The organism is uncultured Cocleimonas sp. (assembly GCF_947495625.1).
Lineage (GTDB): Bacteria > Pseudomonadota > Gammaproteobacteria > Thiotrichales > Thiotrichaceae > Cocleimonas.
The window spans coordinates 48,876-70,288 of sequence record NZ_CANLZW010000007.1 but is presented as its reverse complement, the minus strand read 5'-3'; the positions used below and the strand labels follow the sequence as shown (position 1 = coordinate 70,288).

Genomic DNA, 21,413 nt, shown 5'->3' with positions numbered 1-21,413 from the left:
CGCATAGTCATTTAAAGAATGATTCGACACACCCCCCTACTTTAAGGCACTTTTTTTAATCGAATACCTATATAACTATTGATAATTAGCGAGAACAGCTAACAATTCTTTAAATGATATATATCACTGATCCGTCGCTTTTAACTTTTCAGCCTGAATAATTAAGCGCAAGATAGAATTATGAAGAAGGTAGAGAAAATCCAGCTTAAGCGTTGTTTGAGTTTAAGCGAAATCGTTATCTATGGCGTTGGACTCATACTAGGTGCAGGCATCTATGTATTGATCGGTTCTGCAGCTGGTATCGCAGGCAATATGCTGTGGCTTTCGTTCACCTTGGCGGCAATCGTAGCCAGTTTTACGGCGATGAGTTATGCCGAACTCGCTGCGATTTTCCCCGAAGCCGGGGCTGAATATATCTACGCCAAAAATGCGTTCGGCTGGGATAAAATGGCGTGGGTGTTTGGCTTTATCGCTATTGTGATTGGCTTTACAACTGCAAGCGCGGTAGCCCTTGGTTTTGCGCGTTACCTCTCCTATTTCATCCCGATGAATCAGGTGATACTGGCCATTGGCTTGTTAGTGCTAATGACTGGCATCAATTTCTGGGGGATCAAAGAATCCGCACGTTTTAATGCATTAGCGACCACGATCGAAGTCGGCGGTTTAGTATTGCTGATTGCAATTGGTGGTTATTTTATCTTCAAGGGTGATATACCGTTAGCAAACTTGACTGAATTCCCCCCTCTACAGGAAGGTAGTTCTATAAGCTGGTTACCTGTGGTGTCTGCCAGTGCCTTAATTTTCTTCGCCTATATGGGTTTTGAAGATATCGCGAATATTGCCGAAGAAGCAGAAAACCCGGCACAAACCTTACCCAAAGCATTTATTTATGCCTTATTAATTTCAACCATCATTTATATCTTGGTAGCGGTTGTTTCTGTGAGCGTCATTCCTTTTTCTGAATTGGCTAAAGCCGAGCAACCTTTGTCGATGATCATGTCAAAATTGATCGGCGGCTTTAGCCCAGAACTCATCGCCTTGATCGCCTTATTCGCCACGGCAAACACCGTTTTAATTACGCTAATTGTGTGTGCCAGAATGATGTATGGCATGGCAAAATCAAACTCTTTTCCTCGGGCATTAGCCAGTGTGCATAAAACTCGTCAAACGCCTTATGTTGCCATCATGGTGACAGGTTTTATTTCAATTATCTTCTTATTTTTCAAAAAGGTAGAAGTCCTTGCTGCGATTTCAGATGTCGGTATTTTTATTCTATTCTTCATCGTTAATCTTAGTAATATTGTTTTGCGATATCGCAGACCGGATATACAGCGAGTTTGGCGAACACCCCTTAATATTGGACGCTTACCTGTTCTGTCTGTGCTTGGCGTGTTGAGTTGTGCATTTATGCTGTTTAATATTAACCACCCTGTTCATCTTGGCGATAAAATCTATTCTGCACAGTTGGTTGGTATCTGCATATTCGCCTTAGCGATTCCTTTGTCATTTATCTTTAATCGTAAACCTAAATGATAAAAACGAGTTTATTCATTTTTTGACTTTTAGCTGGATGCAGTTAACGCTCTGCTGTTAAACTAAAAAAACAACTAATAAGAGGACTTAAGAATGCCTTCAAAATTAAGAGAATGGTTTGACGAGCTGGGTCATATGGACCATTTAGATAAAAAAGATCACACTTTGCAAAGAGCCTTTGCGGTGGTGATTTATCATGTCATCAACGCCGATGAAAAAGAAACGTCAAAAGAGAAAAAGCGCTTCAGCACTTTCTTTGAAAATGATTTTGGTCTGGACGAATTAGAAATCTATAAATTGCATCAGGAAGCTTCTCAATTCGATAAGGACTTCGATACCTACCTAGGAGTATTAAAAGAGAAAATTGGAGCCTATCCAGAAGTAGAATTGAAACTGATGCAAACCTTAAATTCCATTATGGTTACTCAAAAGTTTAATGAGAAAGAGTATGCTGAGTTTGAAAAAATTCGTGATGCATTACTTTGAGTTTCTTCAAAGTACTTATTAAATGAGTTTAAACGCCTTTTAAGCCCTATTTAACTGAATAATTCAGGATCTATTCATAATGAGTTAAGTCACCGCAAGGTAATATTGGGGAGTCCAATCCATTGACAAAAATAAGGATTCCGTTTCGATGAAATACTGGTTCGATAAAAGTGCTACAAAAAACAATATCGTTATACTCTCTGCCAAAGCACTTGTAGTAGCATCTGCGGATGAAGCCTCACAAGCAGAAGTCGATGAGCAATTAAAATCAAACACTCATCCAAAGATGATATTTGGTCCTAAAGGCTTTCAAGTTATTCCATTCACATCGATTGAAGACTTAAAAAGCATCAGCGTCGATGGCAAATTGGATATTAGCTTTAAAACACCGAAAAAACTCGTCACCAAACAGATTAGTTTTGATAGCGCCAAATCCAAACTGGAATGTATGGGATACATTAAAAAGCTATCACATAAAGATGGCGATAAAAATGGCGCGGCTGGAGCAGCAAAAAGCGCTAAGCCCAAAAAAGACTCATTCACAGTAAAAGCGAGCGAGCCTGAAAAACCAAAATCTAAGCTGGATTTAAATTACCAGGCAATGTTATACCCTTTTCTTGGCCTTATTTTAGCAATCGTAGGCGCATATCTGCTCTACCCTAAAATTAATATTATCGCATTAGCCGCAGGTGGTGTTGGTGCTTTAGTAAGCCTGATCTTCTTATACCTAGGTTTTAAAAAATCACCAGATGATGACGGTACGGAAATTAGTGCTAAAGAAACTCCACTTTCTAAATTATCAGAAAAGGTTTTCGGCATACTTAAACCAGCCTATATTATCGGTTTAGCCACAATAGCGGTTGCAGCTCTATTCTTCTTAATACCTGATGAGTTACGCGGACCAGCATCACTTTATCAAGCCATTCAAACACATAAAAGCGACGTAAGCGAAAAAACTATTCAAGGCTATTTAGATAAAGGTGCTGATATAAACTATATGGCAGAAGATGGTACAACCCCTCTTATCACGGCGTTAAACTTTAGCGAAGAAACTTTAGCCATTGAGCTGATAAACAACGGTGCAGCCTTAAGTACGCAATTCGTCGGGCAAACTCCATTAGATTTGGCGATCGAAGCCTCTTTAGATAAAGCCGTGAACAGCATGTTAAATAAAAAAATGGTCACCAGTAATCCTCAGGATTTATTGTTGCGTAGTATCTCTAGTAGTTTAAATTTTGAAAACATCAAACTCATCGCCGATTCTGGAATGGATATAAATCATCAGGACGAGGAAGGTTTAACTGCTCTCGGTATGGCACTGTTATTTGGATCGGAACCAAAAGTTATTAAATTATTGCTAGATCGTGGTGCATCAACCAAGTTTAAAGTCGGCGAACTATCACCGTTAGAATTCGCAAAACTGCGTGGCTATACAGAAATTTCTGCGATGTTGGAACAACATAGTTCTTAATCGCTTAATCTACAAATATTGAGTCACCCCCCTACTTTAAGGCACTTTTTAAAAAAGTGCCTTAAAGTAGGGGGGTGACTGTTAGTTATAACTAATTAATTAAAAACTGATCAGAAAAGATTCTAAACCAATCACTTCAATACCCTTTTCTCGCGCAATCTGCTGATCTCTTAGCGTGTTATATCCCCAATCAACCAATTGAAGTTTGACCGATGTTAAAGCCGGATTTTGCTGAACGCCTAGTAATGTCGGCAAGCGATCTTCTATAAAGGTAATTGGCCTGTCTGGATTTTTTTCAACTAAATTTTCAAGCACAGCCTGTTTTGAGAGTTTTTTATCCAGTCCAAATAAACGATCATCAGCAAGTTCGATATCATTACCCTGAAGCGTTTTTTTAACAAACCGTTCCTGTTTAGTGGTGATGATTAACCAATCTTCTGGATTCAGTTGTTTCAATTTATCGGAAACGCCATCAAATAAAGGATTGTTAGATAACCACGCCGCCTCATCTTTCTGAATCGTTTCATCGCGAGTTCTGCCAAAAAGCATTTGTAGCGCATCGACATTAAAATCGTTATCGCTTATGAGTGATTGAATCTGCTCGTGATAATTACTGCAATCCGTCGCCAAATCTGTTTGCTGTTGCAGTAAACGCATAATCAAAAGCGCTTCATAGCCGACTTCCAAACAGGGGCGCATATTCACAAACGCTTGAATACGAGATTCCGTAATCTCCTCGTACTGCATATCAGGCCAAAGCGTTTGTGCCGCTTTCCAGGAAGTTCTAGCCGTTTCAATTGCGCTATTGCAAATTACCCCGTCAAAATCGAGGGCGTAGAGTGTTTTATAATTCATAGAGAAGAATTATAGAGGGGTCTAGAAATAATGACACCCCCCTACTTTTAGCTGTTTTTTCACTGTTTTGCGCGCAGCGTATCAACTTGTATTTATTTAAAAAATCAAACGCCAAATAGTCTGATCTAGTCAAATTATGCTAATGCTTTTTAGTCGATAGACCCGCTGTAAGCACTCGGCGCATTGCTTCTTCAACCGACATATCAATGACTTTTACCTTATCTTTGGAAACATAAACGGTGTAACCACCTATTTGATAACTCAAGGGTAAATAGACAGGGACCTTATCTTCTGGCATGTCGATGCCTTCTAGATCACCTATTTCTCCCGTAACGAATCCGATCAATTGAATCTCATTGAGCGTTACCATTACTACTTTTTGTAATTCTTTCTTTTCCGGAGAAGATGAAAAATAATCCATGAAATCACGTAATCCACCATAGACCGTTTTGATCAATGGAATACGCTCTAAAAGATCTTCCCCCAGACCGATAATACGCTTGAATAACCAAGCATTGACCATTAAACCAATGAAAAACAACAGTAAAATACCTGCGACCATTCCCATGCCAGGCACGTAATATTGCTCTGGTAAAATCAGCGTGATCAAAGAATGAGCCGCTTTTTCTATAGAAACAATCAGCCAGTATATGAAATATAGCGTCAAACCTATTGGTAATACTGCCGCAATTCCTTTTAGAAGTATTTTCCACAAATTTATCATTAATCTTTTGCTCTATTATAAAAAAACAGTATCGCTCAAATAAGGCAAACCGCAAATGGTTAAAATGACTAATCGGTTAAACGGTTAATTAAACTAAATGTTAAACGATCAAACAGGATTAGGGCTTTTTTGTTAATCTGATGAAAGACCGCTAGCTAAAAATACCTTAATTTACTTAAACATTCTTTAGAATAAATCGTTAGGATTAACTAAAACTTGATGAAAGTGACTCAATGATAAAAAACACAAGCACAAAAATATGTATTCATTCCCTTTTGCTGTTTGGACTCATTTTATTACTATCATCCTGTAAAACCGACACTGAAACACAGACTATTCCCAGAGTAGTCGCTGAGAAACAAACTTACGATTTTCAGCAACACGTCAAACCCATCATCGAACACAAATGTATCTCTTGTCATGCCTGTTATGACGCCCCCTGTCAGCTAAAAATGCAGTCTGCAGAAGGGGTCGATCGTGGCGCTAGCAAAATTAAAGTCTATGATGGCGCACGCTTAGAAAATGAATCACCTACCCGTTTATTTGTTGATGCTCAAACCACTGAAGAATGGCGTAACAAAGGGTTTATCTCTGTTTTAGAAAAAAGCGTGTCTTCAGACAAGACACAAAATAATTCGCTATTGCGCAATATGATTGAGCTTGGGCAAAGCAACCCTTTTCCAGCGAATAAACAAATACCAGATTCGATCGAACTAGGCTTAAAACGCAAGAATTTTTGCCCAACGACAGGTGAGTTTTCAAAGTACGCCGATAATAATCCACATGGGGGAATGCCTCTGGCAGTGTCAGGACTCTCTCAAAAAGAAGCGAATATCCTGACTACGTGGCTTGATGAAGGCGCTAAAGTTACGCCTTTATCCATAGATATTTCTGAATCTGAAAAAGCATTGATCCAGCAATGGGAGACATGGCTTAACAGTGACGACATACGTACTAAATTAGTGGCGCGTTATGTATACGAGCATTTATACCTTGGGCATTTATATCTGCAAACAGATGACACAGAGACTGATACGACCAATCAAACCACACAGTTTTATACCTTAGAACGCTCTTACACACCCAGTGGTGAAACCGTTATACCGGTTAAAACAGTGAGGCCGTTTGATGATCCCGAAAAGCCTTTTTACTATCGATTGACTCCGATTACAGAAACCATCGTGCATAAAACGCACATTATCTACCCGTTTGATCAACAGCGTTTACAGCAGTATAAAGACTTGTTTCTTCAAGCTGAGTGGACTGTAAATAAGCTACCTGGTTACAGTTATCAGGAGAAGTCGAACCCCTTTATCACCTATCAAGCGATACCCGCCAAACTCAGGTATCAGTTCTTATTGAATGATGCCGAATATTTTGTACGTAATTTTATTCGAGGTCCTGTTTGCCGTGGTCAGATCGCCACCAACGTCATTCGCGATCAATTCTGGGTGATGTTTGAAAACCCCAAATACGAGATTTATACCAATAATGACGAATACCAAAACTCGGTGAATTCGTACCTGGGTTTACCGGGTGAAAAAACATCCCTTAGTGACCTAGGTACAGAATGGTTTAAATACAGTGAAAAGCGCAATAAGTATCTGAATACCCGGGAAAAACAATACCGCAAAACCTATCCTGAAGGTGCCACGACACAACATATCTGGGACGGTGATAAAACTAATGAAAATGCATTCTTGAGTATTTTTCGACACCATGACAGCGCATCAGTAACGACCGGCTGGTTAGGTGAAATCCCGCTAACCACATGGATGATGGATTACCCTTTATTTGAGCGCACCTATTATGAATTAGTTGCCAGTTTCGATGTCTTTGGCAATGTTTCTCATCAGGCACAAACGCGTCTTTATTTTGATTTAATTCGCAATGGCGCAGAAGTAAATTTTTTACGATTACTTCCTCCAGAATCACGTGAAAAAATCTACGAGAGTTGGTATCAATCAGCGGCGAAAATTAAAACAGAAATCACTTATCATGAACTTGATGATAAATCCCCGACGGCTATTCGTTATAAGACTAAAGATACTTACTCAGAAGTTTTGGATTCACTATTAGATCAATACCCTCAATTAACCAAAAAACAGGATACGATTAACCGCTGTGATACGGCGTGTAGAGATGCGTTAAGTAAAAAATCAAAAACAGATAAAATCAATTTAAGTCTATCTCAAATTGCTGCGATACCCGCCAAAAAACTCGCTGCCATTGAATGGTTACCAGAGGTGAGCTTTGTTCGGGTAGAACTGCCTGATCAACAAGTGCAAAGCTATTCACTATTAAGAAATCGACGCCATAGCAGCGTGTCATTCATGCTCGGCGAGGAATTACGTTATCAGGAGAAACTTGATACGTTAACGATTTTACCCACACTCATTGGCAGCTATCCAAATTTGATGTTCAATCTCAAAAGCACCGAGATTGATGCGTTCGTTATACAATTCGCAAATGTAAAGTCGGAAAAAACTTTCAATCAACTGATAGAAAAATGGGGAGTGCGACGCATGAGCCCTGATTTCTGGAATGTGTTACACGGATTCACGGAGAACATGCAAACAGAGCAACCCTTAGAGTCAGGCATTTATGATATTAATCGCTATGGTCGATGGTAGCGAGTGCCTAAGATTTACTCACTTTTTTAGTCTTTTTAGACTCAACTTCTTCGCCCTTTTTATCGGGAACATAGCTAATCACCACACTGAAGTCGTCTGCATCCAGATCTTTATCCCACGGATATAATTGCACGTGCCCTGCTTCATCCAGAGCCGCTATTAGCATCGTTCCTTCTGGTTTATCTTCTAACACATTATCGATACCGTACTTTTCTGTCAGCGGGGTACTTTCAAACTGCCAGCCATGCGCAAACGAATCTCTAAATTCTTCATAGGAGATTTGACCATCAAACAAACTGTCACCACGAATGGATTGACTAGGCACTTTCCTCGAGTCTTTTTCCTTGCCATCCCCTTCTCGTACGATATTTTTCCAACCCATTTCATAGACATTATGATGACCGAGTTCCGGCGCAAAGCGACTACAAATCAAGGTGTTATAGGCTTCATTGGGGGTTACAGCGACAAGTTTGGTAATATTGGATAATTCCAGAACCTCTTCGGTGGTTTCAGATAAGATTTCACCATAATGGGTGGGTATATTTTGCATTCTGGCGGCTTTCAAATGTTTCCAGCGAGTATCAATCAGCATCACTGGCACATCGTTTTTCTGTAATTCAGCGGCCAAGCCGGTACTCCAGAGTGAAGCACCAACAATCAAGATTCCATCGGCGTGTGCTGAAGCCAGATTCAATTTTCGCGCAATCCAGCCAATGCTTAAACCGTGCATGGTGACGGTTAAAATAATCAGAGCAAAAACCAGAGGCAACAAGAGTTCTGCACCTTCATACCCTTTTTGCGCCAGTTGCGAACCAAATAAACCGGCAACAGCGGCGGCAACAATGCCTCGTGGAGCAATCCACATAATCAATAATCTTTCTTGTTTACTGATATCTGTGCCGATGGTTGAAATATAAATAGCCAAGGGTCTAAACACAAATATCACCAGCGCCAGTAACACCCAGCTTTGCCAACCCAAACGCTGCAAAATTTCAGGCTGGATATCAGCGGTAAGAACAATGAAGGTTGAAGACACAAGCAAGATGGTGACATATTCTTTGAAGCGTTTCAGTTCATGCAAGGTGCTCAAATTCTGATTCGCAAGCGTGATTCCAAGTATCGTGGTTGCCAATAGACCTGCTTCGCTTTGCACTCTATTAGCGATGGTATAAACCAAAACAACAGCGATTAAAATCAACGGTGACTTTAAGTATTCTGGCACACTTCCCTGTCGAAAAGCTCTTGCGATAAACAAACCAATGCCAACACCCAAAGCAACGGAAACGACTAGGCTAATCGCCAGACCACCCAGAATACCTGTGGCTAAAGTATCACCTTCCGATTGCACGTAATAGCCATAAATCAGCACCACCAGCAACGCACCAATAGGATCGTTAACGATGCCTTCCCAACGTAATAATGCCGCTGGTTTTTTTCTGAGATTTGCCTGTTTTAACAAAGGCATGATGACGGTAGGACCAGTGACAATGATAATGGCACCAAACATTAACGCCACCGTCCATGACAAGCCGACGAGGTAATGTGCAGCCAGACTGCCAAACAGAAAGGTTAAAACGACATTCCACGTGACTAGACGATATATAACATGGGTATTCGCCTTTAACTCATGCCAGCGTAAATTCAAACCACCTTCGAATAAAATAACAGCAACACTTAGTGAAATCAGCGGTTGCAGTAAATCACCAAAATCTTCACTGGGTTTCAGCCAGCCAGTCAAAGGCCCCATGATGAAGCCTGCAATTATCAACAAAATCAGCGCAGGAATTTTTAAACGCCAACCTATCCATTGCAGAGCAATACCTACGATAAGTATAGAGGCGATAATTTCAGCGAGATGATGATGCATAGAGTTTAGTTATCTGATTTCAGCAAAGCAGTGATAGTAGCCGCTTAGTGCTTTTATGATAAAAAACCCCTCAAAGTGGGGGGGTGTATTTTCAATGATCTACATACTGACCTTGCAAGAAGCTGTTATTTTTCTCTTAAAGACGTGTCTCGCCTGTTGAAGAAGTGTTTACTCATTAGGAGCTTGTTCACTCAATAGATTTTGCTGATCGCCTTCTGCAAACTCCTCTTCGATTTGATCTATGGCGGCATCGTCTGGCTTGAGATCAACCGATTCTTCAGTGTTACGTTTAGCTTTGGTGGTTGGTTTAACTTTTGGCTTGTTGCTCGCTGATGGAATGCCAGTATTATCCGTCATTCGAACCTGGTAAATTGGTTCCGGCATAATAATATCGGCATCATCGAATGCCTGTTTGGATTTTTTAATTGCTTCGCTTCGAACCTTGGAAAAACTAAAATGATCCTGATCAACCCAGCCATAAACACGTAAAATGACGTTAAAATCACCTAACTCCTCAATTAACGCCATTGGCTTAGGGTCATTGAGTACGCCCTCAATCTGATTGAGAGTATCGACAGCCAGTTGTTGAGCTTCCGTTAAATCCTGAGCAGCATCGACACCTATATCAAAGATAAAACGTCTTTCTGAATTTCTGGTGAAGTTTACAATAACGGCTTTATAGACTTCTGAATTTGGAATACGGAGGTGGTTTCCATCTGATGTAATCAATATTGTGGCACGTGACGTTAAACGGGCAACACTCCCTTGGTTTCCATTTATATCGACAAAATCTTTCACCTGAAATGGGTTTCGCAAACTTAATAAAATACTGGCGATGTAGTTTTCAACGGTATCACGAACCGCAAAACCAATGGCTAAACCAAAAATACCCGCTGCCCCCATGATAGTCCCGAGCAGTGCAGTGGCATCGAGTAGAGATAACGCCAACACAAGACCAATGATGATAAATATCAGATGGGTAATCTGGCCTAAGAGATTGGCAATAAATGCATTTTTGGTGAAGTAGCTAAACAGCTTTTGCCTGTTTGAAATCCATCTACCTATAAACCACATGATGATGAAAACGGTAAACGCCAATGCTAATAGTGGTAGCGCAGTGATGATTTTATTGCCTAATTTGGTACTTTTATTCCATGTCGATTCTAAACGCTTTTCAACGCTTTGCGTCACTACAATTTCATTTTCTACTTCGACAACACCTTCAACTTTTTTCGCGAGACTATTGGCTTTTGCCTGAACCGTTGAGGATGACACCTCACCGCTGAGCGTTACTACCCCTTTATTTACTGCTATTTTTAATTTATCGAGCGTATCCAGTTCTGCAAAAATCTCACTTAAACGACTTCGGATTTTCTTATCACTAATACGAGTATCGTCGGTGGTAATAACTTTGGTACTAGTCTCTTCTTCACTAGTGGCGGGTTTCTTACCACCCAGTAAGTCATTAATGGCATCCGCATGAATAGTGGTTATTGGCAGTGCCAATCCAAAAAGAATAATGAATGAAAAAAGACAGCGGGATATTAAGGTGTGTGAAGTTTTGGTCATATTCAAACGATTGTCAGGAAGGAAGGAAATAGGTATTTATATATGGTTTTAACCAGTGTTTTTAATTATAGGTTTTAATCTATATTCTATCTATATTCCCCCCTACTTAGGAGACCCTATTGATTTTCTCAAAAAGTGCTTCTAAGTAGGGGGGTGTATTTAGCTTTAGAAATTTCGCATGAAATTATTCAACGGTTAGTTAAACTTCAATTCACATACCACCTTTTTCGTATTCCTTTAGTCTTCGATTGTTAAAGACATTATTTTTATTGTAATTTTTACGAGGCACATATCGGGCACGATGCACACTATGGTTCAGATATGGTTTATCTCTTGATTTAACTTTTACTTTTACGCGTTCCTTATGATTCAAGCGATAGTTTTTAGGGACACGTTTAGTACGCTTCCATGTCTTACGACCAGGGTAGTAGTAATACTTTGATTTAGCGTTGTAATAGACTCTTGATCCTGGGTAATAGTAATAGTCGTAAGTGCTTTTTACCTTAACCTTAGTGCGATTCTTGTATTTGTTTTTATCACGGTAATAACGCTGGTCACGATTATATCTGCGTGGTACATATTTCTTGCGATGTTCACTGTGCCTAGCATAAGGACGGTCTTTCGACTTGATTCGAATCTTTACACGATCTCTACGATCAAGGTGATAGCTGCGAGGAAGTGACCTGACTTTTCGCCACCGGTTTTTATAGGGGTAAAAATAATAACCCGTTGAAATATTCAGATAGATTCTGGATTGTGGGTAATAATAGTAATCGTAGGGCTGATAATAGGATGAACCATAAGAGGAAGATCTAACTGATGTGTCATCGCACCCTGCCATACCTCCTAGTAGGAAAATCGCAAATAATGCAGTACTGAGGGGTTTAAACCACTTTTTCATATTATCTCCAAGTTTGAATTTAATAAAAAACAAAAGAATTTAACTTGTTGCTACCCTACAAGCTTAGATGAAAAGCAATTGATTGACACTGTACTTTGTATAAATTCACTAAAGCAGCAAAAAAGGATAACGTAAATCATAAACTGCGATCAAAAAAAATCAACCCGACTTCTATATTGTTTTTATAGAGTCGGGTTGATTGATTAAACAGATTTAAAATTTGAAGCTAACCATTAACGCTTACGATATCGCTTATACCTGTCGCGATTTAAGTTACGCTCAATTTGATCTCGTTTTCGATCAACCCTTATTTGTGGCTTTGGCACATAACGCTTACGATGCGTGTTGTGATAGATATAAGGCTTGTCGGGGGACTTGATTTTAAGCGTAACACGATCACGCGGATCGAGATAATAATGAGAAGGTAGTACTCTCACCTTAACCCAGTTAGCGCCATCGGGGTAATAGTAATAACCCGTTGAAATACTAAAATAAACTCGGGAATATGGGTAGTAATAATAATCGTAAGGGTAATAATATGGCGCAGGTACAGCCGCTCGCACAACCGTCCTATCATTGCTGCAACCTGTTACAGCAGCAACCATAGTCGCAGCGAGTAAACCGCCACCAATAACTTTAAATACTGTTTTATCTATCACAATTTTTTTCATTTTAATATCCTCTACTTATCAGACCTACAATCAGGCGCTGACCTAAAATAAGGATAACGCCACACTGCAAAAAACGATGTGACAAATGTCTATAAACAGTTGATTAGTTGCTAAATAAATTCAAAAAAATGAATACAGAACGACGTCTCGATTCTATAAATTTTATATATTCCAGACATCTGATATTAATTACTTTCACTCGGTGCTCTGCCACCAATTCGCAATCACCTGACTGACTCTATGATTGATAAGATAACCGTAAGAACGATGGCAATTCAAACCATCTTCATCGTGAAAATAGTTATAAACACCTTCCGACTGATCTTCAATCGCGTCTAACAATTTTAATTCAACCATTCTTTTGTAATCATTCACCAAGAACCGATCAAGAGCAATTAAGTCACCATCGGCTGCAATATTTATCCAATAGCGAATATTGCTCGGATATTTATGTTCGTCCGTCATGTGATGCCCCATTAAACGGGATTGCACATAATTCATCCCCAAAGGACTGCCTAGCGTTAAAAACAGATCAACCTTTCCCGGTAAATGCTCCAGATTGGAAAGCGCCCAGAGCGTGTCATAACAGATTATTGAGCCCATACTATGACCAATTAACAATACCTTATGACCGTTCTCTAATAGTGGTCGCAGCTCTTCTTTTAATTGCTCGCGTATATGGCTGGCAATTTTATCTTCATTTTCGAAATAGCGATTTGTATCTTGCGCCGTTTCTTTTAACTTACCACGCAATAAACGCAATAACACCGGCGAACTATCGACCGTGTTATACATAAACATATCCAAACGATGTCGCCATGCCCTCGCCTGTTGAATATCCTTTTCGCTAGGACCGCCCTTCTCCATCATTTTTTCTACCCATGGGCGATGTGTCTCGATATCCTCGCGGCTTTGATAATATGCATAATTCCAATTGATAAATTTGAAATACTCATCATGCGAAGCCAGATCATCCGCAACATCAGGATCAACGCGCCGCACGCCTTCGATCATCGTCTGCCAAAGTAAGTTTTGATGTAAATTAGCGGGAGGCTTCGGATTCTTCCCAGGTACATAAACAATATGTCGCTTATTCATTAACAATCACTACAAAGAACACCCTTATAAATTTAGACATTATAGTCTCAAACCCGTTTATTATTTAAGAAGCATCTACATGTGAAAGTATAGAACTAGAATGAAAGGTTCGCAGAAAATCCATTAGCAAAAATGATAAAAGACAATAAAATACCGAATAAAGGGTTTACGCCCATTACTAACAACCTGCAAATGATATTATTTTTAAATTAATAATCATCAAATTACATGTCAAACAATCAGTTACCCTATCAGAAAGATTCAGTATCGATTGAAGAAAAGGTACGTTTTCTTCAGCGAGTGGATTCCTATCCGCATGAAAACGATCACATCGAAGTCATTGAAACTCATATGTCATGGATTTTTATGGGTGAAGAATACGTTTACAAACTAAAAAAGCCAGTGGCTTTCGACCGCATGAACTTCAGTACTGTTGATGACCGATATATTAATTGTGAAAGAGAGGTACGACTTAATCGTCGCATGGCGGAAGAAATCTATCTCGGCATAATCCCACTGACCCTAAGTGAAAACAAGCAGATAGCACTAAATGGAGAAGGGCCAACAATAGACTGGCTGGTAAAGATGCGTCGCCTACCTCTGGACCTAATGCTTGATATGGCAATCTTGAATGACACGGTCAGCAACACAGATGTATCACGCTTTTCTCAAGTACTAATTAACTTCTATCTACATATTGCAACCCCGATCCAGATCGACCCAGATACTTACCTGAATCGATTTAAACAGCGAATAGCTAACATTCATACAAAATTATGCAACCCTGATTACCAAATGTCCTTGTCCCAGATTAAGCGGCTCTCGGATGCACAAATGCAGTTCCTTGAAACACAGGGAGACTTACTAAAATCTCGGGCAAAAGAAAACCACATTGTTGAAGCGCACGGTGATCTCCGCCCCGAACATATTTGCCTCACGCAAAAACCCATAATTATTGATTGCCTAGAGTTCGACTTGGATTTGCGCACTCAAGATCCCGTCGATGAATTATCTTATTTGGCGATGGAGTGTGAGCGACTAGGTGCGCCATTAATTGGTGAACAGGTTTTACGGCTTTATTTTGAGGCGACCAGTGACCAGCCACCTGAGCCATTAATTAGTTTCTATAAAGTTTTTCGCGCATACATACGCTCCAGAATTGCGTTGCGACATATTGATGATGATCAACCAAACAACCATCAAAAATGGCGCGCACAGGCTAATCAATATCTTACAATAGCCGAACGTTATATACCTTAGCGTTAGCGATAATCTAGAATTAGCATTCTATACACAACCAGAATAGATTGATGATCCAAGGAATTAAATCACAGAACAGTCTAACGCCCAGAAAAAACATAATTAGTCACTTAAGACTACAATTGATAATTTTCTCTGAGCGTTAGTAGCTAACTAAACTAATCTTCAAATGAGTTTATTATTTGATTTCAATCTCGGTAGATTCGGGCTTTCCTTCTTCTGATTTTGGCAAAGTCAAAGTAAGGACGCCTTTTTTATAATTAGCATCTATATCATTCAACTTAATACCATCAGGAAGCGTAAAACTCCGTGAAAAGCTACCGTAAAAACATTCTCTACGATGATTCTTACCTTTTTTACCCTCGGTTTTTTCTTCTTTCTTTTCACCTTTAATCGTCAAAAGACCATTATCATAAGTAACATGCACATCTTCTTTTTTGACGCCTGGCATCTCAGCCTTAATATTAAACTCAGTATCGGTTTCATCCACATCAACAGAAGGTGACCAGTCAGCCATAGCTAACCCCCCAGTATCAAGACTCAAAGCACGCTTTGTGTTTTGATTATAACGGTCGAATAACTCATCCATATCTTTAAGTGGATTCCATAATGTCATGTTCATTTTAACTCTCCCTTATTTACGAAAAACAATCTACAAATTAATGTTTCATATCTAATCATCAATATAAAACATCTATTAAAAATCATTTAAGTCTTCTCCCTACTTGGATTAAATATACGCCTCATAGTGGGGAAAGGAGGTAACAATTATCAATTTTTATATAACTTTATTTACTTAGACCTACTAACAATCCAAGCAAAGCAGGAATCTCCAAAATACATTAGTTACTACTTTCTTTTCAATAGCTTACGCAACTCTTTCAAAGAACGGGTATTCACAACATTTTCTGCCTCTAGCCATCCACGCCGTGCCTGGTTGATACCACATAGCATATAATCAAAATCATTCTGGCTATGTGCATCGGTCGAAATGACTAACTTAACCCCAAGTTCTTTCGCCGTCTTACAGTGAATTTCGTTGAGATCCAACCTATCTGGTTGCGCATTGAGCTCCAGAATAATGCCCCGTTGTTTTGCTGCCATCATTAGCTTCTGCATATCGATTTCATAAGCTTCCCGTTGATTGATTAATCGTCCTGTAGGATGTGCGAGAATAGTAAAATAAGGATTATCCATGGCACGGAGAATACGCTCTGTCTGCTTTTGTTGCGACAGGTTGAATTTATAATGAACCGCGCAAACGGTGAAATCGAGTTCCTTAAGTACGCTGTCAGACAGATCCAGCGAACCGTCCTCAAGAATATCAACCTCAATGGATTTTAAAATAACAATATCATCAGACTTGGCATTGAACTTATCGATCTGTCGGATTTGCTCCAGCAGCTGGGCTTCATCAAGGCCATGAGTGACAGTAAGCCGTTTTGAATGGTCATTAATCGAGATATATTCATAACCCTTTTCTCGTGCACTGCTCGCCATCTCGGAAAGCGTGCAATGCCCATCAGTCGCATTGGTATGGCAATGCAAATCACCACGAATATCTTTGAGGCTAATCAGTTGCGGCAAACTACCGTTTCGCGCTGCAGCTAGTTCGCCAGTATTTTCCCGCAACTCAGGCTCGATATAATTTAGACCAAGTTTTTTATACAACTCCTCTTCGGTTTTACCCCCGATATGCTTATCCTGTTTGAAGACTCCATACTCATTAATCTTATACCCAAGCTTCTGTGCCAATTTACGTAATTCAATATTGTGCGGCTTCGAACCCGTGAAATAAACTAGCGCGGCGCCATAGCTTTCGGGGGCAATCACACGTACATCTACCTGCATACCGCAATCAAGGATAACGGTACTTCGCGTGCTACCCATAGAAACCACATTGCTGATTTCATCATAATGGCTAATGCATTCCATCACCTTTTTACTTTCTTTAGCGGTTACTAAAATATCCAGATCACCTACTGTCTCTTTACAACGACGAAAGCTACCCGCAAGCATGACTTTTCTTACACCTTCGCATTGCTTTATATATTCCAGCAGTGGGCGTGCAATATCTCTGGCTAGCAGCCACTTGGTGCGTTTTTCTTCGGTACTGTAACTGTTGATTCTCTCCATCAGCGCTTTTACAGTCTTCTCACCAAAACCTTTGACCGTATATATCTTGCCACTTTGAATCGCGCGCCGTAGATCTTCCAGCGTATTGATATCGAGTTCTTTATAAAGCAGTCTTACGCGCTTAGGACCAAGCCCTTGAACTTTTAACAAATCACTGAGGGTTGGAGGTGTACGTGCTTCAATCTCACCTAAAAGAGGCAAATCGCCTGTTTCGACAATTAGTTGTATTTTCTCAGCGAGATCTTTACCGATATTTGGCAGCGTCGAAAGATCCTTACCCTGCTTTAGTAAATATGACATGCTTACGGTACTACCGCGTATCGTACGTGCTGCGTTACGGTATGCCCTGATGCGAAAAGGGTTTTCATCTTCAATCTCAAGCAGATCAGCGATACGCTCAAAAAATGATGCAATTTCCGTATTATGCACAGCCATAAAAACCCTCACTGCATTACATAGCAGCCAGCTCCCTATTTCTGATTGAGAACTTGCTGTCTTTTTTCATTTTAACTTTACGCTCGATATCCAGAATGATGGTTTTACTAAAATCAGCTTGCTCAAAATGCTCTGCGCTATTCATTCCTCCAGGCGTAAACACATTGATTTCCATCAGTTTACTACCAACAATATCCAGCCCTACCAAAAACATGCCATCATGTTTGAGTCGAGGGCCAATGGTTTCGGCAACCTTTAACATCCTATCGTCTATAATGGCCTTCGCAGGACCTGCACCGGCTGTCATATTACTGCGCATGTCTGAGTCGCTATCAGAACGAACTCTTCTCAACGCAGCTATTTTGCCATCGCATCGCAATATTTCGCCATTCATAAGAAATAAACGAGTATCACCGTTTATGGCTTCAGGTAGATATTCCTGAGCGATGATATAATCATCTCTGGCAACAGTTTCGATCATTTGATGCATATTAGGCGCGTCTTCAGGGCGCAGTAAAAACACATTTCTGCCACCAGAACCAAATAGCGGTTTAATCACAACGGTTCCCTCTGCCTTGGCGAACGCTTCAACCTGTTCGCGATCACGGGTAATCAAGCATCTTGGGCGGACTGATTTCGGGAACTGCTGTAAATACAGTTTATTATTAGAATTAGCCAAACCTTCCGGATCATTCAATACCAATACGCCACATTTTGCGACAAAGCGACCAAAATCAATACCAGAATGGCGAGCCCAGGGACGAATCAAAGCATCATCCGCAGGATTATTACGTAACATCAAAACATCAATATCACTGATATTAATATACTCATTTATTACCTGATCACTCTGAATCGCTTTAATGTAATCTTCGCTATTTTCATAATTCACACTAGGCGCCCGGGAAGCAAAAGCATGTATATTTTCATCAGGATCATATACAAAATCACCAACATTTATATACCAAGCCTGATGACCCAGCCTAATGGCTGCATAAGCCAGCATAGCCGTAGTATAGTGCGGTGACTCAGATGCGATGTTATTGACTAGAAATGCAATTTTCATAACGACAACCCTCTTAAAATGCTTTCAATCTTCGGCTCTTTTATTAAAGCTCTTAGGCGATTTTGACAATCTTTCTGTCCCAGATATCGTGGCTTCAGCGCGACCGGTTTGATCACTTCACGCCAGCGTAATTCTTTAATTAATGGCAAGTACTTGAGGGATACTTTACCCGTATATAAGATATCAAAATCATCGCCTGTTTTAAGATAACCAAGTAAATGAGAGAAGCCGCGCAAATACACCATGTCTTTAATATAGCCCCCACCACGATGAACCCTTAGTGAAATCATAAATGCGGCATAAGGCAAGAAGTCATATTGTTTCGCCAACACATCATACGTCTCAATGAAATCATCTCCATTGATAACACTATTAGCCGCAATCACCCTACCGGCAAGTAAGCGCATGCGACTGATATCCAGTTCCCCAACCAGATATTCCGATAATACTGCCAGACCTTCCTGAAGCTCTTCATAACCTGCCATGCCCGCATATAATTGCTGGAAAGGCTGCTGGCGACCGTTATAATGGGTAACAACGTGAGTGCCAATCTCGTGGCTAAGCGTTGCATTCAACCTGTTTTTTCTGATCATGGCATCTGTGCCAATCAGGAAATTTCCATGCGAAACCAATATCCCCGCTATGTCATCCCGCACTTCTACAGAACAGGCAAGACCAGGATCAATACCTTGATAGTACTTGACCTCCGCACGGGCATACTCAGCGAGCTGCTCCGCATTGAGCATAGACGCGCCATCCTGATTCTTCTCATCAACAGAATAAGACAATATAGTTTCAGCAAGTTGTAATAAGGATTCCTCAACCGTGCCATATAGCTGGATACTTCCCGGCAAAAATTCGGGCAAGCCGCGTGTAGCCAGCAAGCTAATCTGTTTATCAAGTTCATCACGCTTAGTGGAAAAAATATTTGCCAGCGCAGGGTCTTCAATCTGCTCAATGGGAGCCAGAAAAAGCAGCCGTTTGAGAATCGCCGGATCAGCCGTTCGCGGACGGTAATGAAACTCCGGAATAACCTTGAAATCACTCTCCTGAAATTCTTCCCAAGCGGCCTGTGAATTGGTTGGGGTAACGTGTAACAATAAATCAAAATTATCACTGACCTCAGCCAGTTGCTCATCAACTTTCATCACCGCCCGAGTAATAGCCTTCCTGCCCAGCACATGAAAATGCTCCGGCTTAAAAGTGGTGTGTTCGTGAGAAAAAGTATAAAACATCTTTTTGAAGGCTACCGTCATGCCATGATGCAATTTTTTAAGTGCAAAGGTGAGTAGAGTATTTGCAAGAGGGTCTCGATAAACAGCATCAACCTCAAGTCCAAAGCATATAACCGGATGCTCCGATTCTTCTTCGGCAATAATCAAGGGAGGAAGCCCTGGAGGCGCTGGCTGGTCACTATGCGTAATTTTTACTTTGGCAAGCCGACCGCGAAGAGTAATGTCTTGCAACGCGTGTTCTAGCGTCTCAAGTGTCTGAAGAGGAACCGAATGCTCAGGCGCTATGATATTGAAACCTGGTCTTGGCAATCTTGTTTTCTGTTCCTCTGTTAGCTCTTTCGACCATAACTCAATCAATACAAACGCCCCATAATGTTGCGCCTGGCTTTCAGCAATCATGGAAACCAGATCTTTTATTGAATCCTGCAAATCCGCAGATGCAGATGTTTGTAAATAAGAAGCTTCACCCAGCAATAAATTTCGGGTGCCAACATCCTGACTCTCAACAGAACGACGATGAACAATCAGAAAAGGGAGTTTCCTGTCGATATGGATGCGCCCGCCATCCGGCAGTTTAAAACGTATCGGTTCATCATCTGCCAGTTTATGCCTGATTTCATCCAGCAAACTTTCCGAAAACAACCGATGCTTACTGAGTTGGCTCATAACTCCTCCAGAGCTCTTTTCACAGCAGGTATAGTGCTAGAAAGAGCCTGTCTGATTGCTTGTATTTCTACGGGGTCTCCCAGGCCAGTCCATTCATCCATAAAGAACTTTTTTACTTCTATGGATAATACACAGGCTGATTTTGGGTAATGTTGATGAATCCAGCGCGGGAATTGCCCACCAAAGAATTTAACATTTTCCCGAACATCGAGGTGACGACCCAGAAAATCAAATTCACTTAATTGCCGGATAAAACTATCTACCACAGACTTCCAATAGTTTCTGTCCATGGTGCCTGTTCCCACATTAATCTCAGGATTCGATTGCGGATCTTCAGGCGGCAAACCTGGGCCTACTCGACGATGGTTGTACGTATGCAAGTCATACACTACAAAGTTTCCATACTCAGCCAGCATTTCATTCAGCATGCTGGCTAACTGGCTATAAAAGGTATCGTATTCATCCAGAGAATGTTGAATGACCTCATCACTCGGTGTCGACTTCCAGACATCCAGCCCCCAGGCATTTTCGGGGGTCATATAAACTGCTTTTTCCCGTTCTCTATTAAGATCAACTTCAAAGCGGGAACGCTGTGGCAAAATGTAATTATCTGCAATACAAATCCAGGCATCCGTAAATGGATCTTCTTCGCGTAAACGATCAGTCTCATCCAGCTTGATTATTTCATGCAACTCCTCGCGTAAACCATGGCCTGCATGAATTGCCGTAATCAAAATAGGCTCACTGCCTTTATGAGAAATAAGCAAGGGTCGTGCTGTTGCAGTTGCTGAATTCATCGTTTAATCC

17 protein-coding genes are annotated in these 21,413 nt (G+C 40.6%); 5 read left to right on the top strand and 12 right to left on the bottom strand.

The window, feature by feature from the left end; genetic code table 11:
* Positions 1 to 180: 180 nt before the first annotated feature.
* From Q1A31_RS05565 to Q1A31_RS05555, 3 genes are all read left to right on the top strand, one after another.
* A complete protein-coding gene (locus Q1A31_RS05565) occupies positions 181 to 1,533 on the top strand; it encodes an APC family permease (RefSeq protein WP_299873550.1) in 1,353 nt (450 codons plus the stop codon).
* Between the two features lie 93 nt (positions 1,534 to 1,626).
* Positions 1,627 to 2,019 (top strand): TerB family tellurite resistance protein, encoded by a 393-nt coding sequence (locus tag Q1A31_RS05560; RefSeq protein ID WP_299873547.1) that lies wholly within the window; start codon positions 1,627 to 1,629, stop codon positions 2,017 to 2,019.
* Between the two features lie 148 nt (positions 2,020 to 2,167).
* Entirely contained in the window at positions 2,168 to 3,490 is a 1,323-nt protein-coding gene (locus tag Q1A31_RS05555; RefSeq protein ID WP_299873544.1) for an ankyrin repeat domain-containing protein, read from the top strand.
* 99 nt (positions 3,491 to 3,589) lie between these two features.
* Here the strand turns inward: Q1A31_RS05555 and Q1A31_RS05550 are convergent, their stop codons facing one another.
* Together Q1A31_RS05550 and Q1A31_RS05545 are read right to left on the bottom strand one after the other, a co-directional pair.
* Positions 3,590 to 4,345 carry an HAD family hydrolase gene (locus Q1A31_RS05550; protein ID WP_299873541.1) on the bottom strand — a complete coding sequence of 252 codons (756 nt, stop codon included), beginning with the start codon at positions 4,343 to 4,345 and terminating at the stop codon, positions 3,590 to 3,592.
* A 139-nt stretch (positions 4,346 to 4,484) separates the two neighbouring features.
* Entirely contained in the window at positions 4,485 to 5,069 is a 585-nt protein-coding gene (locus tag Q1A31_RS05545; protein WP_299873538.1) for a DUF502 domain-containing protein, read from the bottom strand.
* 233 nt (positions 5,070 to 5,302) lie between these two features.
* Between Q1A31_RS05545 and Q1A31_RS05540 the strand changes: the two genes are divergently transcribed.
* On the top strand, positions 5,303 to 7,702 hold the full coding sequence (locus tag Q1A31_RS05540; RefSeq protein WP_299873535.1) for a fatty acid cis/trans isomerase: 2,400 nt from the start codon (positions 5,303 to 5,305) through the stop codon (positions 7,700 to 7,702).
* 7 nt (positions 7,703 to 7,709) lie between these two features.
* Here the strand turns inward: Q1A31_RS05540 and Q1A31_RS05535 are convergent, their stop codons facing one another.
* From Q1A31_RS05535 to Q1A31_RS05515, 5 genes are all read right to left on the bottom strand, one after another.
* Positions 7,710 to 9,569: a sodium:proton antiporter gene (locus tag Q1A31_RS05535; RefSeq protein ID WP_299873532.1), complete on the bottom strand. Its 1,860-nt coding sequence runs from the start codon at positions 9,567 to 9,569 to the stop codon at positions 7,710 to 7,712.
* 168 nt (positions 9,570 to 9,737) lie between these two features.
* Entirely contained in the window at positions 9,738 to 11,138 is a 1,401-nt protein-coding gene (locus Q1A31_RS05530; protein ID WP_299873529.1) for a mechanosensitive ion channel family protein, read from the bottom strand.
* A gap of 211 nt (positions 11,139 to 11,349) precedes the next feature.
* The gene (locus Q1A31_RS05525) at positions 11,350 to 12,039 is read right to left on the bottom strand and encodes a hypothetical protein (protein ID WP_299873527.1); all 690 of its coding nucleotides are present in this window, start codon (positions 12,037 to 12,039) and stop codon (positions 11,350 to 11,352) included.
* Positions 12,040 to 12,272: 233 nt separating this feature from the next.
* On the bottom strand, positions 12,273 to 12,710 hold the full coding sequence (locus tag Q1A31_RS05520; RefSeq protein WP_299873524.1) for a hypothetical protein: 438 nt from the start codon (positions 12,708 to 12,710) through the stop codon (positions 12,273 to 12,275).
* 195 nt (positions 12,711 to 12,905) lie between these two features.
* Complete coding sequence (locus tag Q1A31_RS05515) at positions 12,906 to 13,808, bottom strand: hypothetical protein (RefSeq protein WP_299873522.1); 903 nt, start codon at positions 13,806 to 13,808, stop codon at positions 12,906 to 12,908.
* A gap of 228 nt (positions 13,809 to 14,036) precedes the next feature.
* Here Q1A31_RS05515 and Q1A31_RS05510 point away from each other — a divergent pair, with 228 nt between their 5' ends.
* Positions 14,037 to 15,068 carry a hypothetical protein gene (locus tag Q1A31_RS05510; protein WP_299873520.1) on the top strand — a complete coding sequence of 344 codons (1,032 nt, stop codon included), beginning with the start codon at positions 14,037 to 14,039 and terminating at the stop codon, positions 15,066 to 15,068.
* Between the two features lie 178 nt (positions 15,069 to 15,246).
* Here the strand turns inward: Q1A31_RS05510 and Q1A31_RS05505 are convergent, their stop codons facing one another.
* From Q1A31_RS05505 to Q1A31_RS05485, 5 genes are all read right to left on the bottom strand, one after another.
* Positions 15,247 to 15,690 carry an Hsp20/alpha crystallin family protein gene (locus Q1A31_RS05505; protein WP_299873517.1) on the bottom strand — a complete coding sequence of 148 codons (444 nt, stop codon included), beginning with the start codon at positions 15,688 to 15,690 and terminating at the stop codon, positions 15,247 to 15,249.
* 227 nt (positions 15,691 to 15,917) lie between these two features.
* A complete protein-coding gene (gene polX / locus Q1A31_RS05500) occupies positions 15,918 to 17,639 on the bottom strand; it encodes a DNA polymerase/3'-5' exonuclease PolX (RefSeq protein ID WP_299873514.1) in 1,722 nt (573 codons plus the stop codon).
* Between the two features lie 16 nt (positions 17,640 to 17,655).
* Positions 17,656 to 18,705 (bottom strand): hypothetical protein, encoded by a 1,050-nt coding sequence (locus tag Q1A31_RS05495; RefSeq protein ID WP_299873511.1) that lies wholly within the window; start codon positions 18,703 to 18,705, stop codon positions 17,656 to 17,658.
* Complete coding sequence (locus Q1A31_RS05490) at positions 18,702 to 20,606, bottom strand: flavohemoglobin expression-modulating QEGLA motif protein (RefSeq protein ID WP_299873508.1); 1,905 nt, start codon at positions 20,604 to 20,606, stop codon at positions 18,702 to 18,704. Before Q1A31_RS05490 ends, Q1A31_RS05495 begins: the two co-directional genes overlap by 4 nt.
* A complete protein-coding gene (locus tag Q1A31_RS05485) occupies positions 20,603 to 21,403 on the bottom strand; it encodes an N-formylglutamate amidohydrolase (RefSeq protein WP_299873505.1) in 801 nt (266 codons plus the stop codon). Before Q1A31_RS05485 ends, Q1A31_RS05490 begins: the two co-directional genes overlap by 4 nt.
* Positions 21,404 to 21,413 lie beyond the last annotated feature (10 nt).

Bases quoted from the DNA above. Each gene is read 5' to 3' on its own strand.
- Q1A31_RS05560 (WP_299873547.1), top strand. From the start codon at position 1,627: ATGCCTTCAAAATTAAGAGAATGGTTTGACGAGCTGGGTCATATGGAC.
- Q1A31_RS05510 (WP_299873520.1), top strand. From the start codon at position 14,037: ATGTCAAACAATCAGTTACCCTATCAGAAAGATTCAGTATCGATTGAA.
- polX (WP_299873514.1), bottom strand. From the start codon at position 17,639: ATGGCTGTGCATAATACGGAAATTGCATCATTTTTTGAGCGTATCGCT.
- Q1A31_RS05490 (WP_299873508.1), bottom strand. From the start codon at position 20,606: ATGAGCCAACTCAGTAAGCATCGGTTGTTTTCGGAAAGTTTGCTGGAT.
- Q1A31_RS05520 (WP_299873524.1), bottom strand. From the start codon at position 12,710: ATGAAAAAAATTGTGATAGATAAAACAGTATTTAAAGTTATTGGTGGC.
- Q1A31_RS05540 (WP_299873535.1), top strand. From the start codon at position 5,303: ATGATAAAAAACACAAGCACAAAAATATGTATTCATTCCCTTTTGCTG.
- Q1A31_RS05545 (WP_299873538.1), bottom strand. From the start codon at position 5,069: ATGATAAATTTGTGGAAAATACTTCTAAAAGGAATTGCGGCAGTATTA.
- Q1A31_RS05555 (WP_299873544.1), top strand. From the start codon at position 2,168: ATGAAATACTGGTTCGATAAAAGTGCTACAAAAAACAATATCGTTATA.
- Q1A31_RS05495 (WP_299873511.1), bottom strand. From the start codon at position 18,705: ATGAAAATTGCATTTCTAGTCAATAACATCGCATCTGAGTCACCGCAC.
- Q1A31_RS05525 (WP_299873527.1), bottom strand. From the start codon at position 12,039: ATGAAAAAGTGGTTTAAACCCCTCAGTACTGCATTATTTGCGATTTTC.
- Q1A31_RS05550 (WP_299873541.1), bottom strand. From the start codon at position 4,345: ATGAATTATAAAACACTCTACGCCCTCGATTTTGACGGGGTAATTTGC.
- Q1A31_RS05515 (WP_299873522.1), bottom strand. From the start codon at position 13,808: ATGAATAAGCGACATATTGTTTATGTACCTGGGAAGAATCCGAAGCCT.
- Q1A31_RS05485 (WP_299873505.1), bottom strand. From the start codon at position 21,403: ATGAATTCAGCAACTGCAACAGCACGACCCTTGCTTATTTCTCATAAA.
- Q1A31_RS05505 (WP_299873517.1), bottom strand. From the start codon at position 15,690: ATGAACATGACATTATGGAATCCACTTAAAGATATGGATGAGTTATTC.
- Q1A31_RS05530 (WP_299873529.1), bottom strand. From the start codon at position 11,138: ATGACCAAAACTTCACACACCTTAATATCCCGCTGTCTTTTTTCATTC.
- Q1A31_RS05565 (WP_299873550.1), top strand. From the start codon at position 181: ATGAAGAAGGTAGAGAAAATCCAGCTTAAGCGTTGTTTGAGTTTAAGC.
- Q1A31_RS05535 (WP_299873532.1), bottom strand. From the start codon at position 9,569: ATGCATCATCATCTCGCTGAAATTATCGCCTCTATACTTATCGTAGGT.